Below are 20,467 nucleotides of genomic sequence, written 5' to 3'. Positions count from 1 at the left end.
GTAACCGGATCGGCATCGCAGTGCGTCCTGATAGTGGCCACGACGTCGTGGCCGTGAATCGGAGGAACGCGCTGTGATGACGATGGCCGGTCGATACATGGCCGGTGCCGCCGGGCTCGCGCTGGTCGTATCGCTGATGGGATGCTCGGCGAGCGGAAGCGGGAAGAAGACCAGCCGCGTCGAGGGTTCGCCCGTGACGGCGGCTGAGGCGCTGGACCAGGCGGCGAAACGGCTCCGCTCCGTGCAGACCTACCAGGCCTCGGTCTCCGTCTCCACCGTCGTGGGCAGCACCAGGAAACACCTGTTCGGCGAGATCACGAGCCGGTCGAAGGACCAGGCCCTGAAGTACGCCGTCCCCTTCTTTGACGAGGAGGGGAACGCCACCTCGGACTCGACCCAGCTCCTGCTCGGGGACAAGTTGTACATCAAGAACCGGAAGTTGCTCGAGGTCATCCACAAATCCTGGATCGGCATCCCGCTCAGCGGGCTGAAGCCGACCGACACCTACGTCGTGGCCCTGCTGGCCCAGATCCACCAGCCGGACCCGCTGCTGCACGCCAGGATGTTCACCGCGTCCAAGGACGTGCACCTGGTCGGCCGGGAGACGACGGGCGGGACCGCCACCACCCGCTACCAGGGAACGTTCGCCCTCAGCGAGGCGCTGGCCAAGCTGGACCCCACCGAACGTACCGAGGCACAGGCGGTCTACGGACCGTTCGGCACCACCCCGTACTTCGAAGTCTGGATCGACGACCACCAACTGGTCCGCAAGGTCAACATGGTCGGCAAACGCGGGGCGAAGCACCGGATCAACGCGACCATGAACTACTCCACCTTCGACACCCCGGTCTCGATCACCACGCCGCCCTCGAACGACCTGAAGAACCTCCCCGGCCCTGCCACGAAGAACATCCCGATCTGACGCTCAGCCCGAGCGGCGCCCGCGGGAAGGATGACCCGTGGGGCCGCCCCGGCCGGCCGATCAGCCTCTACCGCCTCGCCGAACGCCTCCACCAGATCGGCATCCAGCCCGGCCCCACCCGTTCCACCGCCTCTTCCAACTCGCCACCGAGGTCCCCGCCGCCATCCTCGCCCGCATGCTCGGCATCCACATCAAATTCGCAGTCCAACGGCAACGCGCATCCTCCGGCGACTGGATGACCTACGCCGCCGATGTCAGCCGCCGTATCCCGGAAAACCGATGAACGACGCGTCAGCCCTCGTCGGGTCGTGAGGTCCACCGGTTCTCGACCTTGGCCAGCCGCCAGTAGGCGATCGCGGCGGCCCAGACGGCGACGAACAGGCCGACGATGATGAAGCCGACGTTGTCCAGGTTCAGCCCGGCGACCCAGTTGGTCACCGGGCTGTCCAGGCCTGCGTCGTCGTGGAGCAGGCCGACGATTTCGATGGTGCCGATGACGAACGCGACGGCGACCGACAGGCCGGTGATGGTGAGGTTGTAGTAGACCTTGCGGACCGGGTTGGCGAAGGCCCAGTGGTAGGCGAAGTTCATGAAGGTGCCGTCGAGAGTGTCGAACAGGCTCATTCCGGCGGCGAAGAGCACGGGCAGGATGAGGATGGCGTACCAGGGCAGGCCGCCGGCGGCGCCGCTGCCGGCCAGGACGAGCACGGTGATCTCGGTGGCGGTGTCGAAGCCGAGGCCGAACAGCAGGCCGATCGGATACATCTGGGCGGGGTGGCCGATGGCGCGCAGGAGGCGGCCGAGGAAGCGGTTGAACAAACCGCGCTGGTCCAGCCGTGCCTCCAGCGCCTGCTCGTCGAACTCGCCACGGCGCATCGTGCGCCAGACCGCCAGGATGCCGATCAGGGCGAGCAGGTTGAGGAAGGCGATCAGATAGAGGAAGCCGCCGGAGATGCTCGTACCGATCAGCCCGAGTGTCTGATGGGTCTCAGAGTCCTGGTTCATGAGAGTGCCGGCGATGTGCGTGCCCAGGGTGATGAGCGCGGCCATCGCGATGACGATGCTCGAGTGTCCGAGCGCGAACCAGAACCCGACCGACACAGGGCGCTTGCCGTCGGCCATCAGTTTGCGGGTGGTGTTGTCGATCGCGGCGATGTGATCCGCGTCGAAGGCATGGCGCATGCCCAGGGTGTATGCGGTGACGCCCAGACCGACGCCGAAGACCTTGGTGCCGATCGTGTAATGCTGGGGCGCGACCAGCAGAATCAGCACGCCCCAGGCGACGACGTGCAGCGCGGCGATGACGCCGAGCAGCCCGGCGAGACGGAGCCAGTCCCGTCTGCTCAACGCGGAAAGGACCGTGGACAGACGGGAGGTCATGGTTCGCCTTCCAGCACCTCGTGGACGACTGCGTCGGTGCCGTGGCCGGTCTCCTGGCTGACGGGTCTCGCACCGCCCGCCTTCCCAGGCCCAACGGGCCCAGTGGCATGCGTGGACAGTGCACCCGATCACAGTGGCGAGGGCCGCGCCGGTCCTTCACCGGCTTCCCGAACACCACGGCGCTCACAACGTACGACGGAAGCACGAAGCCTGCAAGGCTGGTTGATCATGCACCCGCCGCGCAGAGTCGTCAGGGCGTGTCGGTCACTGGTGCCTCAGTCCCAGGTCATGGAGAGCGTCGAGGAGCGACTTTCGTGAGGTGCCGTGCCAGGCCACGAAGCCGTCGGGCCTGACGAGGGCGGTGTCGTCCATCGTGGGAAGCACGTGGACGGGCAGGTCGACGCCGGCTGAACCGGTCACCGTTCGCCATCGCCGGCGATCGGCTGGGGTGAAGAGGGTCCAGTGCGAGCCGATCAGGTCGAGCGTGGAGACCTGGCCGGCGGGGCTTGTCCAGCGGTGCGGGAAGCGGTGGCCGGGCCGGACGATGTCGTCCAGGACATTGATGGTGCCGTCGTGTGGGGGATAGCCGTAGAACATCATGCCTCGCAGGTAGTCGACGGCGGCTTTGTCGTACAGAGTGTCCGGGTCGCCTTCCAGCGACTGGTAGCCCTGATGCATTCGGCGGGAGAGAGACAGGGAGGCCCGGGCGGCGGCCTGGCGTTCGGGTTCGTAGGTGCGCAGGAGCGCCGGGGTGAACGGCCCGTGCAGGACCGCGGCGAGCTTCCAGGCGAGGTTGTGCCCGTCCTGGATTCCGGTGTTCATGCCGAGTCCGCCTGCCGAGCTTTGTACATGGGCGGCGTCACCGGCCAGGAAGACGCGGTCTTGCCGGAAGGAGGAGGCCATGCCGATGGCGGCCTCCCACGCGTTGACGGTGTGCAGTTCGATGGGGATCGTTCCGTCCCCGATCGCGGCTGACAGCAGTTCAAGCGTCTTTGCCTCGGTCAGGTCGGCGAGACCGTCCGGCTTGCCCGGATAGTCCATGATGTGCGAGGACCACTGGTCCAGGCCGTTCTTCGACATCAACGTGGCGTAGACCGCGTCGTTGCGCACGAAGCACATGTGCGTCCCCCAATCCCGCAGGACGGGCCCGAGATCGGCGCGGAAGAACGCGGTGTTCAGATGGGAGATGACGCTGCGGTCGGGCATGGTGATCCCCAGCCTGGCGCGCACGTCGCTGCCGGCCCCGTCGGCGCCGATGAGGTAAGCGGCCCTGACCTGTCGTTCCTGGCCCGTGGCGACATCGACGACCCGTGCACGTACGTGATCGGTATGGGCGGCGAGGTCGACCAGCCGTACGCCGAACCGGACCTCGCCGCCGTGGCGCCGGAGTTCCGCCAGCGCCAGGCGCTGAACCTGGTCGTGGGTCAGGACGAGGCGTGGGTTCACCGGGCTGCAGGTCTTGAGCCGCTCGGCGTACGGCGCAGGCAGCCGTCCTTCGTGGAGGGTGACGCCGAGCCCACGGTCCTTGAACACCGTCCGCAGGGGAGGGCCGCCCTCCCAGCCGACCTGCTCCAGCACCGGTCCCAGGCCGACGGAGCGGAAGACCTCCAGGGTGCGAAGGCTCGTGCTCGCACGCGGCACCGTGGATATCGCGTCTCGCTTCTCGATGACCAGTGGCCGGACGCCCCAGTGGGCGAGGAACATCCCCGTCGTCAGGCCGACCGGCCCGCCGCCCACCACCAGCACCGGCACTTCCTCGATATTCATCGCCTACCTCCATCACGTCTCTCGGGGCGATGGGCGACAACGCTGCACGCTCAAGTCGGCTTGAGTGCAAGATGACGGGGGTGGAAGACGAGCGCTACTCGATCAGCCAGGTCGCCCGATGCTTCGATGTGCCGGTATCGACGCTGCGGTACTACGACGACCTCGGCCTACTCCCCGCGGCCGAGCGCCGGGGGAACGTGCGCCACTACGGTCAGGCGGAGTTGCGCCGCCTCGCGCTCATCCAGCGACTGCACCACCGCGGTCTGGTCAGCCTGACCGGCACCGCCGCGCTGATCGCCGAGACCCCGGACTCGGGCGAGCCCTCGGGGCGAGAGGTATTGATCGCCTCAATCGAGACGATCACGAAGCGGATCCACGACCTGCAGGCCGCCCAGCAACTCCTGGAACACCTGCTCACCTGCCCGAAAGCGGATCCGGTACGCGAATGCACCCACCTGCGCGCCGAACTCGGCCAGGCCGTCAACGCCGCACTCGGCACCCGCGGAGCGGCTGGCTTAAACCTGGCGGGACGGTCACCACCGGTGCCGTCCACGGGCCGCGTGACATGGGGGCTCGCACACGCGTGCAGTGGCGAGTAATTGCAAGCTTGATGTAGCTGCAACCTATTTGCAATAGTGCTCCCATGGCTACCTACTCACTGCCGGATCTGCCCTACGACTACGCGGCGCTGGAGCCCGCGATCACCGGGGAGATCCTGGAGCTGCACCACTCCAAGCACCACGCCGCGTACGTCAAGGGCGCCAACGACACCTTGGAGCGGCTGGAGGAGGCCCGGGAGTCCGAGCGGTTCGGGGGTCTGGTCGGGCTGGAGAAGACGTTCGCGTTCAACCTGTCCGGGCACGTGCTGCACACGATCTTCTGGGACAACCTGTCCCCGGACGGCGGGGACCGGCCCGACGGTGAGCTGGCCGCGGCGATCGATGAGCACTTCGGATCCTTCGACGCGTTCGCCAAGCAGCTGTCGACCGCGACCTCCGGCGTTCAAGGGTCGGGCTGGGGGGTGCTGGCCTGGGAGCCGCTGGGCCGGCGGCTGGTGGTCGAGCAGGTCTATGACCACCACGGCAACGTCGGGATGAACACCACGCCGCTGCTGGTCTTCGACGCCTGGGAACACGCCTACTACCTGCAGTACCGCAACGTACGCCCCGACTACGTCCAGAAGCTGTGGTCGCTGGTCGACTGGAGCGACGTCACGGCGCGCTTCGAGGCGGCCCGCGCCAAATGAGACCGCGGCGCCCGCCGAACCGGTGATCGTGCTGCGAACATGTCTCTGCCGGTCCGGCGGGCGCCGCCCACATCGCGGGAGCCGCGATGGTTGATCGAGATCGATCTGCATCAGGATGCAACCGCGTTGAGCGCGGTGCATTCCCTCACCGACCCGTACCGGGTCGCATTTCTCGCCCCTCGTCGTGATATTCGTCCGGACGGTGCGGTTCGGCCGTCAGATCGGCCCGGCCGCCTGTCTACGGGTGAACACGGCCATCAGGTGGCCGAGGCGGACGGCGGCGAGAGTGAGCAGGAAAAGCGCTCCGCACAGGATGGCGCTGGCCGCGGAGGCCGCGAGGCGGTAGTGCAGCGAGAGTACGAGCCCGGCCGCGGCTGATCCGGCCGCGAGCAGGCCGCCGAGTACCGTGGCGGGCACGACCCGGCGGGTCCACAGCAGGGCGGTGGCGGACGGGCCGACGAGCAGCGCCAGTGGCAGGGTGGCGCCGATCGCCGGGGCGGCGGTCACCACGGTGACCGCGAGCAAGCTCAGCAGTCCCGTGTCGATCAGACGGGCAGGGTAGCCGAAAGCCTGTGTCACGTGCGGATCGAAGGCGGCCAGCAGCAGTTCCTTGTGCACGGCCGCGAGCACCGCTACGACGCATGCTGCCACGATGCCTGCCACCACGATGTCGCCGGTCGTGACGGTCAAAGGTGATCCGACGAGCGCTGCGGTCAGGTCTTTGCTGAAGCCTTGCCGGCTGGAGATCAGCACGACGCCGAGCGCCAGCGCGCCACTGACCAGGATCCCGGACTGCCGGCCGGGCTGACCGGAGGCGATACGGCCTCGGCCGGACAGCGCCACCGCGCCCGCCGCGGCGACCGCGGCTCCCAGCTTGATATCCGAGCCCACGATCGTGGCGGCGACGATGCCGAGGAACGCGACATGGCCGAGTGTCTCGGTGAAGAACGCCAGGCGCCGCAGGACGACCTGGACACCGAGGCTTCCGCAGGTCGCTCCCGTGAAGATCAACTCGGCTGCCGCCCGGACGCCGAACCCGGTCATCGGTCTCTCCTGATTGACAACAATTTTCGTTTTTCACTCATGTGGCCGATGCAAGGGAGGGCCGGCGGAACATCGCGCCGCGTTCCTCGGTGGCGATCCGGCAGAGGCGGCACGCTGCCGCGTGATCCGCTTCGGCGTCGCGAGACCCGGGCGCGCCGTGCCGTCGTGACGGCGAGGGAGAGCGTGAACAGTGCGCCCGTCACCACCGTGATCGCGCCACCGGCGGCGACGTCGTAGCTGTTGGAGACGAGTACGCCGATGAGGCCGCCGGTCGATCCGGTGAGGACCGCGACAGCGGTTATGGCGGGTATGCGATGAGTCCACAGGCGGGCGGTGGCGGCGGGGGCGACGAGGATGGTGACGGCGAGGATGGCACCGACGGCGGGTACGGCGACCACGATGACCGCCTCCACCGTCAGGAGCAGCGCGATGTCGATCACGGTGGGCCGGTATCCCGCGGCCGCGTAGCCGCCGGGGTCGAAGGCGCGGAAGGTGAGCTGCCGGCCCGCGACCCCGAGCAGGGCCACGACGAGCACGCCGACCACGGCGACGGCGACCAGGTCGCTGTCACCGACGGTGAAGATCTGACCGACGGTGTAGGCGCTGAGGTCCTTGGAGAAGCCGGACTGAGCGGACAGCAGGACGACGCCGAGTGCGAACCCGGCCGACAGCATGACGCCGATCGCCGTGGTGGTGTCCTGTTCGCGGCGGCGGGACAGGGCCAGGATGCCCAGCACGATGAGTACGCCGAACAGGCCGCCGCCGGCGTACAGGTTGATTCCGGCGATGGCGGCCAGGACGACGCCGGGGAAGGTGGCGTGGGTCATGGCGAGGGTGAAGAACGGCAGCCGGCGGAGCACGATCTGGACGCTGATGAGCCCGCCGACCGTGCCGAGCACGACGGCCTCGATGATGGCGCGGTCGACGGCGGTCACGAGGCCTCCCCTGTCGTACGGAGCCGTGCGGTATGGATCCGGCGGCCGACTGCCGCGGCGGCGAGCGCGACCAGGTAGAAGGCGATGAGGACGAGCACGACCGTGCCGCCGGAGGCGAGCCGCAGTCCGTGGTGGATGGAGGCGTCGTAGCTGATGGCCAGGCCGCTCCAGCCCGCGAGTGCGCCGAGGACGGCGGCGAGGGGAATGATGACGGCGAGCCGGTCCCAGACCGCTCGCGCGGCTGCGGCGGGCACGATGAGCAGCGCGATGACCAGGACGGTGCCGACGGCCCGTACGGAGGCGACCACGACGAGCGCGACGATCGCGTTGGTGGCCAGGTCCAGCGCGCCGATCCGGTAGCCGGCCGCCTGGGCACCCTCCGGGTCGAAAGCACGCGCGATCAGCGGCCGCCGAAGGACTACCAACGCGGCGATGACCAGCACGGTCACCACGAGGGTCTCGGTGAGCTGCTGCTCGGTGACGGTGAGGATCCGGCCGAACAGGAAGGCGGTCAGATCCGCGGTGTAGCCGGACTCCCGCGAGACGAGTACGACACCGATCGCGAAGAACGTGGTGAGGAGTACGGCCAGGGCCGTGTCTTCGGTGACGGCGCGGTGGCGGGTCAACAGGGTGAGGAGTACGGCGGTGAGGCCGCCGGCGATCAGCGCGCCCCAGAAGATGCCGCCCTCACCGGTGAGCAGGTAGCCGATGACCACGCCGGGGAAGACGGTGTGGGTGAGGGCGTCGGTCATGAACGCCAGCCGGCGCAGCAGGATGACCACCCCGACCGTGCCGGCCAGCGCGCCGAGGATGAGCAGTTCGACCAGCGCGCGGGCCATGAACGGGTAGGTGAACGGTTCGATGAAGATCTGATTCATGGGCTTAGGAGTGAGCGACGATGACGCGGTCGCCGCGCAGCTCGAGCGCATGCCCGCCGTAGGTGGCGCGGAGCCGTTCGGGGGTCAGGGTCGCCTGTGTCGGGCCGAAGCCGTACTGACGCCGGTTGAGCAGGCATACCTCTTCGCAGGCCAGGTGGGCCAGGGCGAGGTCGTGGGTGGAGACCACCACGGCCGCACCGTCGGCTTTGAGGGTGGCGATCGCGTCGAGGATAGCTTGTTCGCTGACGGCGTCGACGCCGTTGAACGGCTCGTCGAGTAGGAGCAGGCGGGGTTCGGCGGCGATGGCACGGGCGAGCAGCACGCGTTGCCGCTGCCCGCCGGACAGGGTCCCGAAGCGATGTTTCGCGCGGTCGGCGAGACCGACCTGTTCCAGCGCCCGTGCCGCCGCCTCCCGGTCGGCGGCACGGGGGCGGCGCAGCCAGCCGACCCGCCGGTACCGGCCCATCAGCACGACCTGCCCGACCGAGATGGGGAACTCCGGGTCGAGCATGTCGGCCTGCGGCACGTACGCGACGTCGCGGCGGGCCCCGGCGGGCGTGGTGCCGAGCACGGTGACGCGGCCCGAGGCCAGGGGGACGAGGCCGAGGATCGCCTTGATGAGTGTGGACTTGCCGGCGCCGTTCGGGCCGATCAGGGCGACGGCCTCGCCGGGGGCGACCGTGCCGTCGATGTTCTCCAGCGCGAGCGCCGGCCCGTACGCGACGCCGACCTCGTCGAGATCCAGCGCCGGGACCATCCCCATGGCCTTCAGCTCCTTCGCGGAGGGGTTGTCCACGGCTCAGCCCTTCAGCGCGTTGACGATGGTGGTCGTGTTGTGGCGCTCCATGTCGAGGTAGGTCGCGCCGGGCGAGCCCGCAGGGCCGAGCGTGTCGCCGTACAGGGAGTCCTCGCCGGCCTCGACCTTGACGCCCGCCTGTTTCCCGATGGCCTCGGCGGTCTTGGGCGGCAGTGAGGATTCGGAGAAGATCGCCTTCACTCCGGTCGTCTTGATCTTGGCCGCGAGGGTGGACAACTGCTTGCCGGACAGTTCGGCGGAGGTGTCGAAGCTCGGAATGATCGAGCCGATGAACGTCAGGTGGTAGCGGTCGACGTAGTAGCCGAACGCGTCGTGGTTCGTGACGAGCTTGCGCTGGTCGGCGGGCACCGTGTCGATCTGCTGGGTGATCCAGGAGTCCAGCTGGTCGAGCTTGGCGTCGTAGGTCTTGAGGTTCGCGTCGTAGGTCGCCTTGTCCTTGGCGTCCTTGGCGGAGAAGGCGGCGGCGATGTTGCCGCTCATGATCTCGGCGTTCTTGGGGTTGTGCCAGATGTGGGGGTCGCCGGCGGCCTCCTCGTCGGTGCCGTTGCCCTTGCGGATGGGCACGCCCTTGCTGGAGTCGACGCGGGTGCCGTGGAACCCGGCCGAGCTGATGGTCTGGTCGAGCCACTTCTCCAGGCCTACGCCGCTTTCGACGACCACGTCGGCCTCGGCGATGGCCTGGACGTCGGCAGGGGAGGGCTCGTAGTCGTGCGGGTCGACGTTCGGCTTGAGGATCTGGGTGACCTTGACCTTGTCACCCCCGATGTTGCGGGCGAAGTCGGCCACCTGCGTGGTCGTCGCGACCACCTTCAACTTTCCGCCCGTGGTGTCGGTGTTGCTCGCCGAGCTGGAACCGCTACAAGCCGTCGCCGCGGCCAGCAGCCCCGCGAAGGCAGGTGCGGCCAGCCGCACAGTTCGGATGCGCAACGTATCTCCCGTATCGCTAAGTTGGTAATGAAAACCGATCCCATAGTCGTCTTAATGGTAATGGTTGTCAATATCGATTGATGTCCGTACCGTCGAGCCATGGGACCGGACCCCACCACAGCACCCCGCGAGCCCCGCGCCGACGAGGACGTCGCCGAGCGGCTCCGCTCGGCCGGCCTGTCGCCGACACAGCGCCGGCGACGGGTACTCGAGGCGGTCGAGCACCGGCAGCGCCCGGTCAGCGCGCATGAGCTGTACGTCGAACTGGCCGGCCAGGGGCACCGGGTCGGGATGTCCACGGTGTACCGGGCCCTGTCAGCCCTCGCCGAGGCCGGTCTGCTCCACGTCTTCGCCGGCGACGGCGAAACCCGCTACCGGCTCTGCGCCGCAGGCCGTCACTATCACCTCGTGTGCCGCCGGTGCGGAACCGTGCGGGAGTATCCGGCCGACGACGACGGTGCCTGGCTGGACCGCATCGCGGCCGACGCCGACTTCCAACCCGATCCGCGCAAGGCCGAGGTCCAGGGCGTGTGCGGCACCTGCCTGCGGGCCGGTCAGAACGGTACGGCCGGTTGATGAAGTCGCGTGAACGATGAAGGAACCCGATCCCGTACCGGCCGGACCCACGCTGTGGTCAGTGATCGTCCCAGTGGTCCCCGTGTGCCGCACGGCGATGTCCGTACGACCGGTGAATGCCCGGGTTTCCCGGTAAAAGTCATGGCGAGGTCTTGTCCACGACCGTGAACGCGGCCGTCGCGGCCGTCGCGGCCGAGCGGGCCGGCTTCGAGCTGGGGCGGACCGAACGCGTCGTGGTGGGTATCGCCGTCGGCGTGCTGTCCACCCGGCATCCGGTGGCGCTCGCGGAGCAGACGGCGCTGCTCGACCTAGGCCTGTCCGCAGCGACGGCGGAACCTTTCGACCCGCCCGGCGGTGTCCAGCACGCGGCTTCGCCCCGTGTAGAAGGGGTGGCTCGCGGAGGAGACGTCCACGTCGATGACGGGGTAGGTCTTCCCGTCCGTCCATTCGACGGTCGTCTCGCTGCTCGCGGTGGATCGGGTGAGGAACGCGTAGCCGGCCGATCGGTCCCGGAAGACGACGGGTCGGTAGTCGGGGTGAATGCCAGGCTTCATGTGTCCTGTCCTTTCAGGCGGTCCGGCGGGTGCCGGGTTCGGCCGTGGCGGGCCCGAGCCAGGGAGTGAAGGGGTCGGGCAGCCGCGCCCAGCTGTGTTCTCCGGCGGTCATCTCGATGTCGGTCAGGACCGCCTCGTCCAGTGCGAGGCGAAGTTCGGTGGCGGTGATGTCGATGCCGGTGAAGCGGATCTCGGTGCGCCGGTCGCCGTGCTCGGGATGCCAGTCCAGCGACGCGGTCGTGCGGCGGATGGGAGACGCCTGGCGCCAGGTCGTCGGGTCGGCGGTGTGCAGCCAGCGTCCCGCCGGTTCGATGGCGAGGGCCTCGCCGGCGGACTCCCACGACAGCAGCGTCAGCGGGCGGCTGGCGAGCCAGAGATGGCCGCGAGCGCGCACGATCCCCGAATCCATGACCGGCTCCAGCGCGGCGTACAGACGCTCCGGATGGAACGGGCGGCGGCTGCGCCAGATCAGGGTGCTGACCGGGCCTTCAGGGGCCGGGCAGCCGGGCAGCGCGCCACCGGGTTGCATGCGCTCGTGCACGGCATTCAGGTCGAAGGCCGGCTTGCCCGTCGGCGCGGTGAGGTCCGTGACGGCCTCCAGCTCGAGGGACCACGCCCAGGGGGACAGGTGCGTGAGCAGGCTGTGGCCGATCGCGGCCTCGAACGGATCGGCGTGCGGGCGAACCCAGGTGAGGAAGAGGTCGGCGGTCTCGGCCTGGCGAGCCAGGACGCTCGCGACCGTACGGCCGTCGGTGGGCGCGCCGGCCATCCCACGGTCGGCGAGGCTTTCGCCGCCGCCGAGTTCGCGGGCGATCGCAGCCGGTTCGGCGATCATCGCGACGGTGTCGATCCGGACGCCGACGTCCGCCGTCTCGATGGCGGTGGCGGCGTCCAGCGGATCGGCGATCTCGGGGAGGATCAGCAGCAGCCGGTCGTGCCGGCCCGCCACGCCGGACAGGAAACGCGGCAGGTCCTCCCGGAGCGTGCAACTGACACAGTGGACCACCCGCAGGTGGACCTGCTCGCCGCCGTACGCGCGGGTGAGGAGGTCGCCGCGGTGCCGGTAACGGGCGACGGCGACGCCGAACGCCCGGGTCCGCGCGCACAGCAGATCGGCCAGATCGGCGGCCATGCCGGTGGCGATGGTGACGTGAAGGTCCTGCACCGTCCCTTACCTTTCGCTCGCGGCTACCAGCTGGACTTACGGACGCCGGGGAGCTGGCCGCGGTGGGCGAGCTCGCGGAACCGGATGCGGGAGAGCCCGAACTTGCGCAAAGTCCCCCGGGGGGCGACCGTCCACCGCGTCCCGGTTCCGCAGCCGGATCGGGCTGGCGTCGCGGGGCTGGCGGCTCAACTCGCGTACCGCCGCGGCACGAGCCCGCGGATCGGTGTCCGGCGCCTTGATGAGCCGTTTGAGCTCGGCGCGGCGCTCGGCGTGACGGGCGACGACGACCCGGCGCTGCTCGTTCTTGACGATCTTGCTCTTCTTGGCCATCAGACCCTTCCCCCACGGGCGCGGATCTCGGCGACGACCGCCTCGATGCCCCGCTTGTCGATCGTCTTGATGCCCTTGGCGCTCACGGTGAGCCGGACGTACCGCTGCTCACTCGGCAGCCAGAACCGCTTGCGCTGGATGTTCGGATCGAACCGGCGGCGGGTGCGCCGATGCGAGTGAGAGACGCGGTTGCCGAACGCGGGTTCGCGTCCGGTGACCTGGCAACGACGAGCCATCGTGCTCCTTCCGGGAGGGCTTCGGTTGGGAGCTTACTGGAAACAGTTTTCATTTTCACCTAGGATCGCAGTGCTGCCGTTTGAAAGGAGTCGAGGCATGGCCCGCAACGAGCTACGTCCGATCGTGAAGCTGCGGTCTACGGCGGGGACCGGCTACACGTACGTGACGCGCAAGAACCGGCGCAACACCCCGGATCGGCTGCAACTGCGCAAGTACGATCCGGTCGCGCGGCGGCACGTGCTGTTCCGCGAAGAGCGATGAGTGAGGCGGTCAGCACCGTGTCCGGCCGCCGGCGCCCCAAGCGCAACCCCATCGAGGGCATGACCTATGTGGACTACAAGGATGTCGACCTGCTGCGGCGCTTCATCTCCGACCGCGGCAAGATCCGCAGCCGCCGCGTCACCGGTGTGACCCCTCGCCAGCAGCGGATGCTCGCCGTGGCCATCAAGAACGCCCGTGAGATGGCGTTGCTGCCCTATCCCTCCAGGCCGCACGGGTGAACCTCGGTCGGGGTGGGTGAATTGGGTGCCGGGATCCTGGTTTCCAGAGCACGGGGCGGTTGAGCCGTGGTCGAGGATCAAAAAGCCGCCCGCCGGGCCGCAGCGCGTTTGCCGCGGCCCGCAGTACGCGTGCCGCCGGCGTCGCCGTCAGGGCTACGGCAACCGCTGAGCCAACGCCTTCTTGTCGATCTTGCCGACCGCGGTCAGCGGCATTCGGCCGGCTGCGACCACGGCGTCGGGTCCCTTGCAGGCGGATCAGGCCCTGGCGATCGCCCACTGCCATGCGGCATGTTGCAATTCCGATGCTCCAGGGCAGGGTCAACGAACTCCACGACGAGTTGGCAGAGCCGACCGTCGCCTCGATCTTCGCGCTGTTCTCCACCATCATGAACGCGGCCGTGTCGCGTCAGGAAGATCCCGGGTGGACGGCTACACCGGCGCCCGCTGGTCCGAGCTGATCTCCCAATAACCCGGCCAGTACGACCAGGCCAACCAGCAGATTCCCATCCGGCGGCCGATCCGCGAGGCCCGCGGCCAGATCGAGGAAGCCCCCAGGCCCAGGAGCCGGGCCAGTAGACGCTGGATCCAGCTCCCACCGTTCCTGGTGTGCGACCTGCGGCCGGCACCTGCGGCCGGCCCGCATTCAGTCCGACCGCCGTCGGGCGAGGGCGGGTGTTCCACGGCGCGCTTTCCATGGGTTCTTGCCGCCGCTCGCGCGGATGTGAGCCGCGGATTCGTTTTCACTGGTTTTCACGCCGGTGTCACCGGCGCCGACGCATGGCACGGGGCGTTTCCAGGCGTGTCTCCTGGGCGATTACAGCTCACTAACAAGCCGGACATCTTCCTCTTGACAAGAGCTCGTACGCCTTGGATGGTGTGGGAGCGCTCCCACACACGCCGGCCGAGCCCCCGCGCTCGAAGGGAGTCCTCGCCGTGACCCGGACGGAAACCACCACGCCCTCCGACGACGCGCTGGCGCTGTGGCCGCCGGGTGAGTCCGACGGCTCCAGCTCGGCGATCTCCAACGATGAGGGCAAGGGCTTCGACCGGATGTGCGACCCGGTCCATGGAGGCAACGCCCTCAACGGCAACTGCCCGTCCGGCGCACTGGCGAACGCCTCGCTGTCCAGGCGCTGGTTCTCGCCCAGTTCCACCAGTTGCCGCAGAACGCCTATCCGGCGGTGTCCTGACGGCACACGACGGGGCGAGGACGTCCACGGCGTCCCCCGCCCTCGCCGTGTCGCCGGCCCGTCGCCCCGGTGCCGTACGCGCCGGAGGCCTGAATCGCACAACGCGAGATGAGGTGGTGTCATGCTCGTCCCCGGAACACACCCGAGGACCAGATCCTTGTTGGTGGTGGCTTTTCTCCTGACGTTGCTCGCCGCCTTCACCGGCGGTGTCTCCCTCGCGCCGAAGGCGCGCGCCGCGGGTGGTGGTTACTGGCACACCAGCGGCCGGCAGATCCTCGACGCGAGCGGCCATCCGGTGCGCATCGCGGGCATCAACTGGTTCGGTTTCGAGACGGCGAACCACGTGGTGCACGGACTCTGGAGCCGGGACTACAAGGACCTGCTGAACCAGGTGAAGTCGCTCGGCTACAACACGCTCCGGCTGCCGTACTCCGACGACATCCTCAAATCCGGCACGGTACCCGACAGTATCGACTTCTCCAGCGGCAAGAACGCCGACCTGCAGGGCCTCACGTCGCTCCAGGTGATGGACCACATCGTCGACTACGCGGCGTCCGTCGGGCTGCGGGTCATCCTGGACCGGCACCGCCCCGACTCCTCCGGTCAGTCCGCCCTCTGGTACACCTCCAGCGTCAGCGAGGCCACCTGGATCGCTGACCTGAAGGCGCTCGCGACCCGGTACGCGAACAACCCGGCGGTCGTGGGCATCGACCTGCACAACGAGCCGCACGACCCGGCCTGCTGGGGCTGCGGAGACACCTCGATCGACTGGCGGCTGGCCGCCGAACGAGGAGGCAACGCGGTGCTCTCGGTCAACCCCGACCTGCTCATCTTCGTCGAGGGCATCCAGACCTACAACGGCGACTCCGGCTGGTGGGGCGGCAATCTCGAGGGTGCGGGCACGTACCCGGTGCGTCTTTCGGTGGCGAACCGGCTGGTCTACTCCGCGCACGACTACGCCACCAGCGTGGCCGACCAGACCTGGTTCCACGATTCTTCGTTCCCGGCCAACCTGCCCGGCGTCTGGAACCGGTTCTGGGGCTATCTGTTCACCCAGAACGTCGCGCCGGTCTGGGTCGGTGAGTTCGGCACCACGCTGCAGTCCGGCATCGACCAGCAGTGGCTCGCCGCGCTGGTGAAGTATCTGCGTCCCACCGCGCAGTACGGTGCGGACGCGTTCCAGTGGACGTTCTGGAGCCTCAACCCGAACTCCGGTGACACCGGCGGGATCCTCAATGACGACTGGACGACCGTCAACACCACGAAGGACGCCTACCTCGCCTCCATCAAGTCCGCCGCCTTCGATCCGATCGGCGACGGGGGAAGCGGCGGCGGGGGAGGGCCGGGCAGCGCTGCCTGCGTCGCCTCCTACCATGTGGACAACGACTGGGGCTCCGGCTTCACCGCCACCGTGACCGTGACCGGTTCCGGAACCACCGCCACGAAGAACTGGAAGGTGACCTGGTCCTTCGGCGGCAACCAGTCCATCACGAACGCCTGGAACGCCACCGCCACCCAGTCCGGCGCGAACGTGACGGCGACGAGCGTCTCCCACAACGGCGCTCTCAGCCCCGGCATGTCGACGACGTTCGGCGTGCAGGCGACCTACTCGGGCGCCAACCCCGCCGTCACCCCGGTATGCACCGCCGCATGACCCGTGCCTGATCGCGGTCTGAGGAGGCGTCCGGCCGCGGTGACCGCGCGACCGCGTCCACCGGCCGGCCCGTTGGCCGAGAACGGGTCGGTCGGTGGAGAGGCGCCCTGGTGTTGGCCGGCGACCGACGACGACGCGGTGAGGCGCCGCCTGGGCGCCGCGCCGTCGGACAGGGGTTTGCCGGACATGCCCTTGGGACGCGAGGGCGGTACTCGCCGTTGAAGCCGTTGCCGGGCGGCATGCCGGACAGGGTGGGTCCGGACCTCGTTGGTACGGGTTGCCGACGGGGGCGTCGCCGTTGTCGCCCCCGGCGCTCACGCTGATCGAAGCGCCGGAAGCGACCTCGGGCACGGCGGGCGGAATGTCATCGCTGACGATCCGGACGGTCGATCGAGCTCCTTTCTTCCGCGGGTCGGTCGAAGGTGGTGGTGGGGCGGAGCAAATATGAGCCGGGGAGATATGTCAAGCGCCCGCTGCGCATTGTGAAAACGCGTCGGGGCTGACTATGGCTCAGCTGGTGTTATCGGCGTGGATACACGTGACCGATGAAGCGCCGCCATGAAAGTTTTCATTGGCGAGTCACGCTCAGCGGGAGATCCTCGAAAGGTTTCGGCGGCATACCCGCCCACTGGGAGAGGCAGGGGACAGAGGTAGACCATGATCAGGACTCGAAACATTTTCGAAAGTATTGACACGTTTTCCGGGCGCTATCCACACTGATTCTCCGAGGCGGTTGGGCGTGCCCGGCGTGGCAAGGCCCACCAACTGGCGATGCCTTGGTGGTGTGCGCTCCCGGCGCAGGGACGCGGCGTCGATTCCGCGGGGCTGTCCCCGCGTTTCCGGCATTTCCCATGCTTCAGTTATGGAGGCTCAGGAGTGAGCACCAGAGAAACACTTTCGCCCAAAACGCGGCGATCCGTCCGCCGTTTCCGCCGGGCCCTGGTCGCCCTCGCCGTCGGCGTCGTCGGGACGACGACCGTTGCGCTGGCGGGGGCGGTTCCTTCGAATGCCGCGGAGAGTACGCTCGGCGCGGCGGCGGCGCAGAGCGGGCGGTACTTCGGCACCGCCATCGCCGCCGGCAGGCTCGGCGACTCGGCGTACACCACGATCGCTGGCCGCGAGTTCACCATGGTGACGCCCGAGAACGAAATGAAGATCGACGCCACCGAGCCCCAGCAGGGGCAGTTCAACTTCAGCGGCGGTGACCAGGTCTACAACTGGGCGGTGCAGCACGGAATGCGGGTCCGCGGCCACACCCTGGCCTGGCACAACCAGCAGCCCGGCTGGATGCAGAGCCTCAGCGGCAGCGCCCTGCGCCAAGCGATGATCAACCACATCAACGGCGTGATGGCCCACTACAAGGGCAAGCTCGCCTACTGGGACGTGGTGAACGAGGCCTTCGCCGACGACGGCTCCGGCGGCCGGCGTGATTCCAACCTGCAGCGGACCGGCAACGACTGGATCGAGGTCGCCTTCCGCACCGCGCGGGCGGCCGACCCGAACGTCAAGCTCTGCTACAACGACTACAACATCGAGAACTGGAACGCCGCCAAGACCCAAGGCGTCTACAACATGGTCAGGGACTTCAAGTCCCGTGGCGTCCCGATCGACTGCGTCGGCCTCCAGTCCCACTTCAACAGCGGCGACCCGTACAACAGCAACTTCCGCACCACCCTGCAGAACTTCGCTGCCCTGGGCGTCGACGTGGCCATCACCGAGCTGGACGTCCAGGGCGCCTCGCCCACGACCTACGCCAACGTGACCAACGACTGTCTGGCCGTCTCGCGCTGCGTCGGCATCACGGTCTGGGGAGTACGGGACAGCGACTCCTGGCGGTCCGGCGACACTCCACTCCTCTTCGACGGGAACGGCAACAAGAAGCCCGCCTACACCGCCGTCCTCAACGCCCTCAACGGAGGGTCGTCCTCCCCGCCGCCCGATGGCGGTGGACAGATCAAGGGCGTCGCCTCCGGCCGCTGCCTGGACGTGCCCAACGCGAGCACGACCGATGGAACCCAGGTGCAGCTGTGGGACTGCAATGGCAACAGCAACCAGCAGTGGAGCTACACCTCCGCCAATGAGTTCAAGGTCTACGGCAACAAGTGCCTGGACGCCGCCGGCACCGGCAACGGCGTCAAGGTGCAGATCTACTCCTGCCACGGTGGCGACAACCAGAAATGGCGCGTCAACTCCGACGGAACCATTGTCGGCGTCCAGTCCGGACTGTGCCTGGACGCCGCGGGCCAGGGCACCGGAAACGGCACCCAGATCCAGCTGTACTCCTGCTGGGGCGGCAGCAACCAGAAGTGGTCCGTCTCCAGCTGACTCGGGAGGAGGTTCCCATGTACAGATCACGTATCAGGAAGAAGCGCCGCGCGCTGACTTCGGCGCTGGTAACGGTGGCCACGACCGCGGCCGTCCTCGCGGTCGCCCCGATGGCCACCCCGGCTCGGGCCGACGTCACCGGTGCCCTGCGCGGCGTCGGCTCCAACCGGTGTCTGGACGTGCTGGGTCAGAGCCAGACCGACGGCACCTACCTGCAGCTCTATGACTGCTGGGGCGGCGCGAACCAGCAGTGGACCTCGACCACCGGCGGCCGGCTGACCGTGTACGGCAGCAAGTGCCTGGATGTGCCGAACCATGCGACCACCCCCGGCACGCGGGTGGAGATCTGGACCTGCAACGGTGGTGCCAACCAGCAGTGGCGCGTGAACTCCGACGGCACGGTGGTCGGCGTGGAGTCGGGACTGTGCCTGGAGGCCGTGGGCGCCGGCACGGCCAACGGCACCGCGGTGGACATCGGGACGTGTAACGGCGGTGCCGCCCAGCAGTGGACCGGCCTGTCCGGCCCGCCCGCGACGTGCTCTCTTCCGTCGACGTACCGCTGGACGTCGACGGGTGCGCTGGCGACACCGCAGCACGGGTGGGTCTCGCTCAAGGACTTCACCAACGTCGTCTACAACGGCAAGCACCTGGTCTACGCGTCGAACGTGTCAGGATCTTCGTACGGTTCGATGGCGTTCAGTCCCTTCACGAACTGGTCCGACATGGCCTCGGCCGGCCAGACCGGGATGAGTCAGGCCACGGTGGCGCCCACGCTGTTCTACTTCGCGCCCAAGAACATCTGGGTGCTGGCGTACCAGTGGGGTGCGTGGCCCTTCATCTACCGGACGTCGAGCGACCCCACCAATCCCAATGGCTGGTCCTCGCCGCAGGCGCTGTTCACCGGCAGCATCTCGGGCTCCAGCACCGGCCCGATCGACCAGACGCTGATCGGTGACGGTTCGAACATGTACCTGTTCTTCGCCGGTGACAACGGCAAGATCTACCGGGCGAGCATGCCGATCGGGAACTTCCCGGGCAGCTTCGGCTCGTCGTACACGACGGTGCTGAGCGACTCGACGGCCAACCTGTTCGAGGCGGTCCAGGTCTACAAGGTCCAGGGGCAGAACCAGTACCTGATGATCGTTGAGGCCATGGGGGCGAATGGGCGGTACTTCCGCTCGTTCACGGCCTCCAGCCTGAGCGGTTCGTGGACTCCGCAGGCCGCCGGCGAGAGCAACCCGTTCGCGGGCAAGGCCAACAGCGGGGCCACCTGGACCAACGACATCAGCCATGGTGACCTGGTCCGCGGCAACCCCGACCAGACCATGACCATCGATCCCTGCAACCTCCAATTCCTCTACCAGGGCAAGTCCCCCAGCGCCGGCGGCCCCTACGACCAACTGCCGTGGCGTCCGGGGCTGCTGACGCTGCAGCGCTAGCCCGCGTGACCACGGCGATCGCCAGCCGGCGACCGCCGGTCTGCAGGTGAGCCGGCTGCCCCTCCCGCAACGGAACCGACGGTGTCGAGTCGACCAGGTTCCCGCGCGGGAGGGGCACCTTCGCAGAGCGGCTCACGGTCGGCGACCGGGCCTACAGGAGTCGGGTAGATGTCCCGGCTTGCCCTTATCTCCCCATTGCGCGGCGTCATCCTGCATAGGGGAGGGTTTCACCAGTGGCTGTTCAGAGCGATGAGTTCGCCGACGAGGGCGGGGTGTTGCCGCCATGCATCGGTGAGCGCGGCGTGAACGGCGTGACGGGCCGGTGGGTCCAACAGCCGGGGTCGGCTGCTCTGCGCGTGGTGGGGTTCAATCCGAGGGCGGAGCCGTACCAAACGCGATGCTCTCGTCCTCAGCACGTCGTTCCTGCCGGGAGGCGGGTGATCGACGGTCGCGGACAACGAGGCCCCAAGCGTTTCCTCTGACCGCGGTATCCGCCTCACGACCGTGACCAGTGTCGTGCTGCTTGCGGTGATCGCGGCTGCCGTGAGTTTTGGGGACGGGCGTATGCTGAGCGTCGCTCT

General features: G+C 68.3%; 20 protein-coding genes, 1 pseudogene and 1 riboswitch. Of the genes and pseudogenes, 10 read left to right on the top strand and 11 right to left on the bottom strand.

Annotation, left to right across the window (positions count from 1 at the left end; genetic code table 11):
- The first annotated feature begins 76 nt into the window (after nucleotides 1-76).
- A complete protein-coding gene (locus tag ABEA10_RS11555; protein ID WP_345461514.1) occupies nucleotides 77-922 on the top strand; it encodes an SCO4651 family lipoprotein in 846 nt (281 codons plus the stop codon).
- Between the two features lie 291 nt (nucleotides 923-1,213).
- Here ABEA10_RS11555 and nicT read toward each other — a convergent pair whose 3' ends face one another.
- Together nicT and ABEA10_RS11545 are read right to left on the bottom strand one after the other, a co-directional pair.
- Nucleotides 1,214-2,302: a Nickel transporter NicT gene (gene nicT / locus ABEA10_RS11550; RefSeq protein WP_345461511.1), complete on the bottom strand. Its 1,089-nt coding sequence runs from the start codon at nucleotides 2,300-2,302 to the stop codon at nucleotides 1,214-1,216.
- Between the two features lie 26 nt (nucleotides 2,303-2,328).
- A riboswitch (cobalamin riboswitch) is annotated at nucleotides 2,329-2,496 on the bottom strand.
- 70 nt (nucleotides 2,497-2,566) lie between these two features.
- Nucleotides 2,567-4,069: an FAD-dependent monooxygenase gene (locus ABEA10_RS11545; protein ID WP_345461509.1), complete on the bottom strand. Its 1,503-nt coding sequence runs from the start codon at nucleotides 4,067-4,069 to the stop codon at nucleotides 2,567-2,569.
- A 71-nt stretch (nucleotides 4,070-4,140) separates the two neighbouring features.
- On the opposite strand from ABEA10_RS11545, the gene ABEA10_RS11540 reads away from it, so the two are divergent.
- The gene (locus tag ABEA10_RS11540) at nucleotides 4,141-4,668 is read left to right on the top strand and encodes a MerR family transcriptional regulator (RefSeq protein WP_345461506.1); all 528 of its coding nucleotides are present in this window, start codon (nucleotides 4,141-4,143) and stop codon (nucleotides 4,666-4,668) included.
- Between the two features lie 44 nt (nucleotides 4,669-4,712).
- Nucleotides 4,713-5,315: a superoxide dismutase gene (locus ABEA10_RS11535; RefSeq protein WP_345461503.1), complete on the top strand. Its 603-nt coding sequence runs from the start codon at nucleotides 4,713-4,715 to the stop codon at nucleotides 5,313-5,315.
- 216 nt (nucleotides 5,316-5,531) lie between these two features.
- Here the strand turns inward: ABEA10_RS11535 and ABEA10_RS11530 are convergent, their stop codons facing one another.
- The 5 genes from ABEA10_RS11530 to ABEA10_RS11510 are packed head-to-tail and all read right to left on the bottom strand — an operon-like array spanning nucleotide 5,532 to nucleotide 9,916.
- Complete coding sequence (locus ABEA10_RS11530; protein WP_345461500.1) at nucleotides 5,532-6,359, bottom strand: metal ABC transporter permease; 828 nt, start codon at nucleotides 6,357-6,359, stop codon at nucleotides 5,532-5,534.
- Nucleotides 6,356-7,294: a metal ABC transporter permease gene (locus tag ABEA10_RS11525; protein ID WP_345461497.1), complete on the bottom strand. Its 939-nt coding sequence runs from the start codon at nucleotides 7,292-7,294 to the stop codon at nucleotides 6,356-6,358. Before ABEA10_RS11525 ends, ABEA10_RS11530 begins: the two co-directional genes overlap by 4 nt.
- Entirely contained in the window at nucleotides 7,291-8,172 is an 882-nt protein-coding gene (locus ABEA10_RS11520; protein ID WP_345461494.1) for a metal ABC transporter permease, read from the bottom strand. The genes ABEA10_RS11525 and ABEA10_RS11520 overlap by 4 nt, the downstream gene beginning before the upstream one ends.
- A gap of 4 nt (nucleotides 8,173-8,176) precedes the next feature.
- Nucleotides 8,177-8,968 (bottom strand): metal ABC transporter ATP-binding protein, encoded by a 792-nt coding sequence (locus ABEA10_RS11515; RefSeq protein WP_345461491.1) that lies wholly within the window; start codon nucleotides 8,966-8,968, stop codon nucleotides 8,177-8,179.
- 3 nt (nucleotides 8,969-8,971) lie between these two features.
- Nucleotides 8,972-9,916: a metal ABC transporter substrate-binding protein gene (locus tag ABEA10_RS11510; protein ID WP_345461487.1), complete on the bottom strand. Its 945-nt coding sequence runs from the start codon at nucleotides 9,914-9,916 to the stop codon at nucleotides 8,972-8,974.
- Between the two features lie 99 nt (nucleotides 9,917-10,015).
- On the opposite strand from ABEA10_RS11510, the gene ABEA10_RS11505 reads away from it, so the two are divergent.
- A complete protein-coding gene (locus ABEA10_RS11505; protein WP_345461484.1) occupies nucleotides 10,016-10,492 on the top strand; it encodes a Fur family transcriptional regulator in 477 nt (158 codons plus the stop codon).
- Between the two features lie 308 nt (nucleotides 10,493-10,800).
- Here ABEA10_RS11505 and ABEA10_RS11495 read toward each other — a convergent pair whose 3' ends face one another.
- The 4 genes and pseudogenes from ABEA10_RS11495 to rpmB all read right to left on the bottom strand — a co-directional run bounded on the left by ABEA10_RS11495 (nucleotide 10,801) and on the right by rpmB (nucleotide 12,777).
- Nucleotides 10,801-11,046 (bottom strand): type B 50S ribosomal protein L31, encoded by a 246-nt coding sequence (locus ABEA10_RS11495; RefSeq protein WP_345461481.1) that lies wholly within the window; start codon nucleotides 11,044-11,046, stop codon nucleotides 10,801-10,803.
- Between the two features lie 13 nt (nucleotides 11,047-11,059).
- Complete coding sequence (locus tag ABEA10_RS11490; protein ID WP_345461478.1) at nucleotides 11,060-12,211, bottom strand: GTP-binding protein; 1,152 nt, start codon at nucleotides 12,209-12,211, stop codon at nucleotides 11,060-11,062.
- Between the two features lie 23 nt (nucleotides 12,212-12,234).
- Nucleotides 12,235-12,333, bottom strand: a pseudogene (locus ABEA10_RS51095) (30S ribosomal protein S14); the annotation flags it as partial.
- A gap of 207 nt (nucleotides 12,334-12,540) precedes the next feature.
- A complete protein-coding gene (gene rpmB / locus ABEA10_RS11480; protein ID WP_345461475.1) occupies nucleotides 12,541-12,777 on the bottom strand; it encodes a 50S ribosomal protein L28 in 237 nt (78 codons plus the stop codon).
- 97 nt (nucleotides 12,778-12,874) lie between these two features.
- Between rpmB and rpmG the strand changes: the two genes are divergently transcribed.
- The 6 genes from rpmG (at nucleotide 12,875) to ABEA10_RS11450 (ending at nucleotide 19,886) form a co-directional block, all read left to right on the top strand.
- Nucleotides 12,875-13,039 carry a 50S ribosomal protein L33 gene (gene rpmG / locus ABEA10_RS11475; RefSeq protein WP_345461472.1) on the top strand — a complete coding sequence of 55 codons (165 nt, stop codon included), beginning with the start codon at nucleotides 12,875-12,877 and terminating at the stop codon, nucleotides 13,037-13,039.
- Nucleotides 13,036-13,278, top strand: a complete 243-nt coding sequence (rpsR, locus tag ABEA10_RS11470) for a 30S ribosomal protein S18 (protein ID WP_345461469.1) — start codon at nucleotides 13,036-13,038, stop codon at nucleotides 13,276-13,278. Before rpmG ends, rpsR begins: the two co-directional genes overlap by 4 nt.
- 933 nt (nucleotides 13,279-14,211) lie before the next feature.
- The gene (locus ABEA10_RS11465) at nucleotides 14,212-14,580 is read left to right on the top strand and encodes a hypothetical protein (RefSeq protein ID WP_345461466.1); all 369 of its coding nucleotides are present in this window, start codon (nucleotides 14,212-14,214) and stop codon (nucleotides 14,578-14,580) included.
- A 54-nt stretch (nucleotides 14,581-14,634) separates the two neighbouring features.
- Nucleotides 14,635-16,122: a cellulase family glycosylhydrolase gene (locus ABEA10_RS11460; protein WP_345461463.1), complete on the top strand. Its 1,488-nt coding sequence runs from the start codon at nucleotides 14,635-14,637 to the stop codon at nucleotides 16,120-16,122.
- 876 nt (nucleotides 16,123-16,998) lie between these two features.
- Complete coding sequence (locus tag ABEA10_RS11455; RefSeq protein WP_345461460.1) at nucleotides 16,999-18,447, top strand: endo-1,4-beta-xylanase; 1,449 nt, start codon at nucleotides 16,999-17,001, stop codon at nucleotides 18,445-18,447.
- A 17-nt stretch (nucleotides 18,448-18,464) separates the two neighbouring features.
- On the top strand, nucleotides 18,465-19,886 hold the full coding sequence (locus tag ABEA10_RS11450; RefSeq protein ID WP_345461457.1) for a non-reducing end alpha-L-arabinofuranosidase family hydrolase: 1,422 nt from the start codon (nucleotides 18,465-18,467) through the stop codon (nucleotides 19,884-19,886).
- Nucleotides 19,887-20,467 lie beyond the last annotated feature (581 nt).

The sequence above is a fragment of the Actinoallomurus oryzae genome (assembly GCF_039541955.1).
Lineage (GTDB): Bacteria > Actinomycetota > Actinomycetes > Streptosporangiales > Streptosporangiaceae > Actinoallomurus > Actinoallomurus oryzae.
The sequence above is the reverse complement of the archived record's forward strand: the minus strand, read 5'-3'. Positions and strand labels throughout refer to the sequence as shown.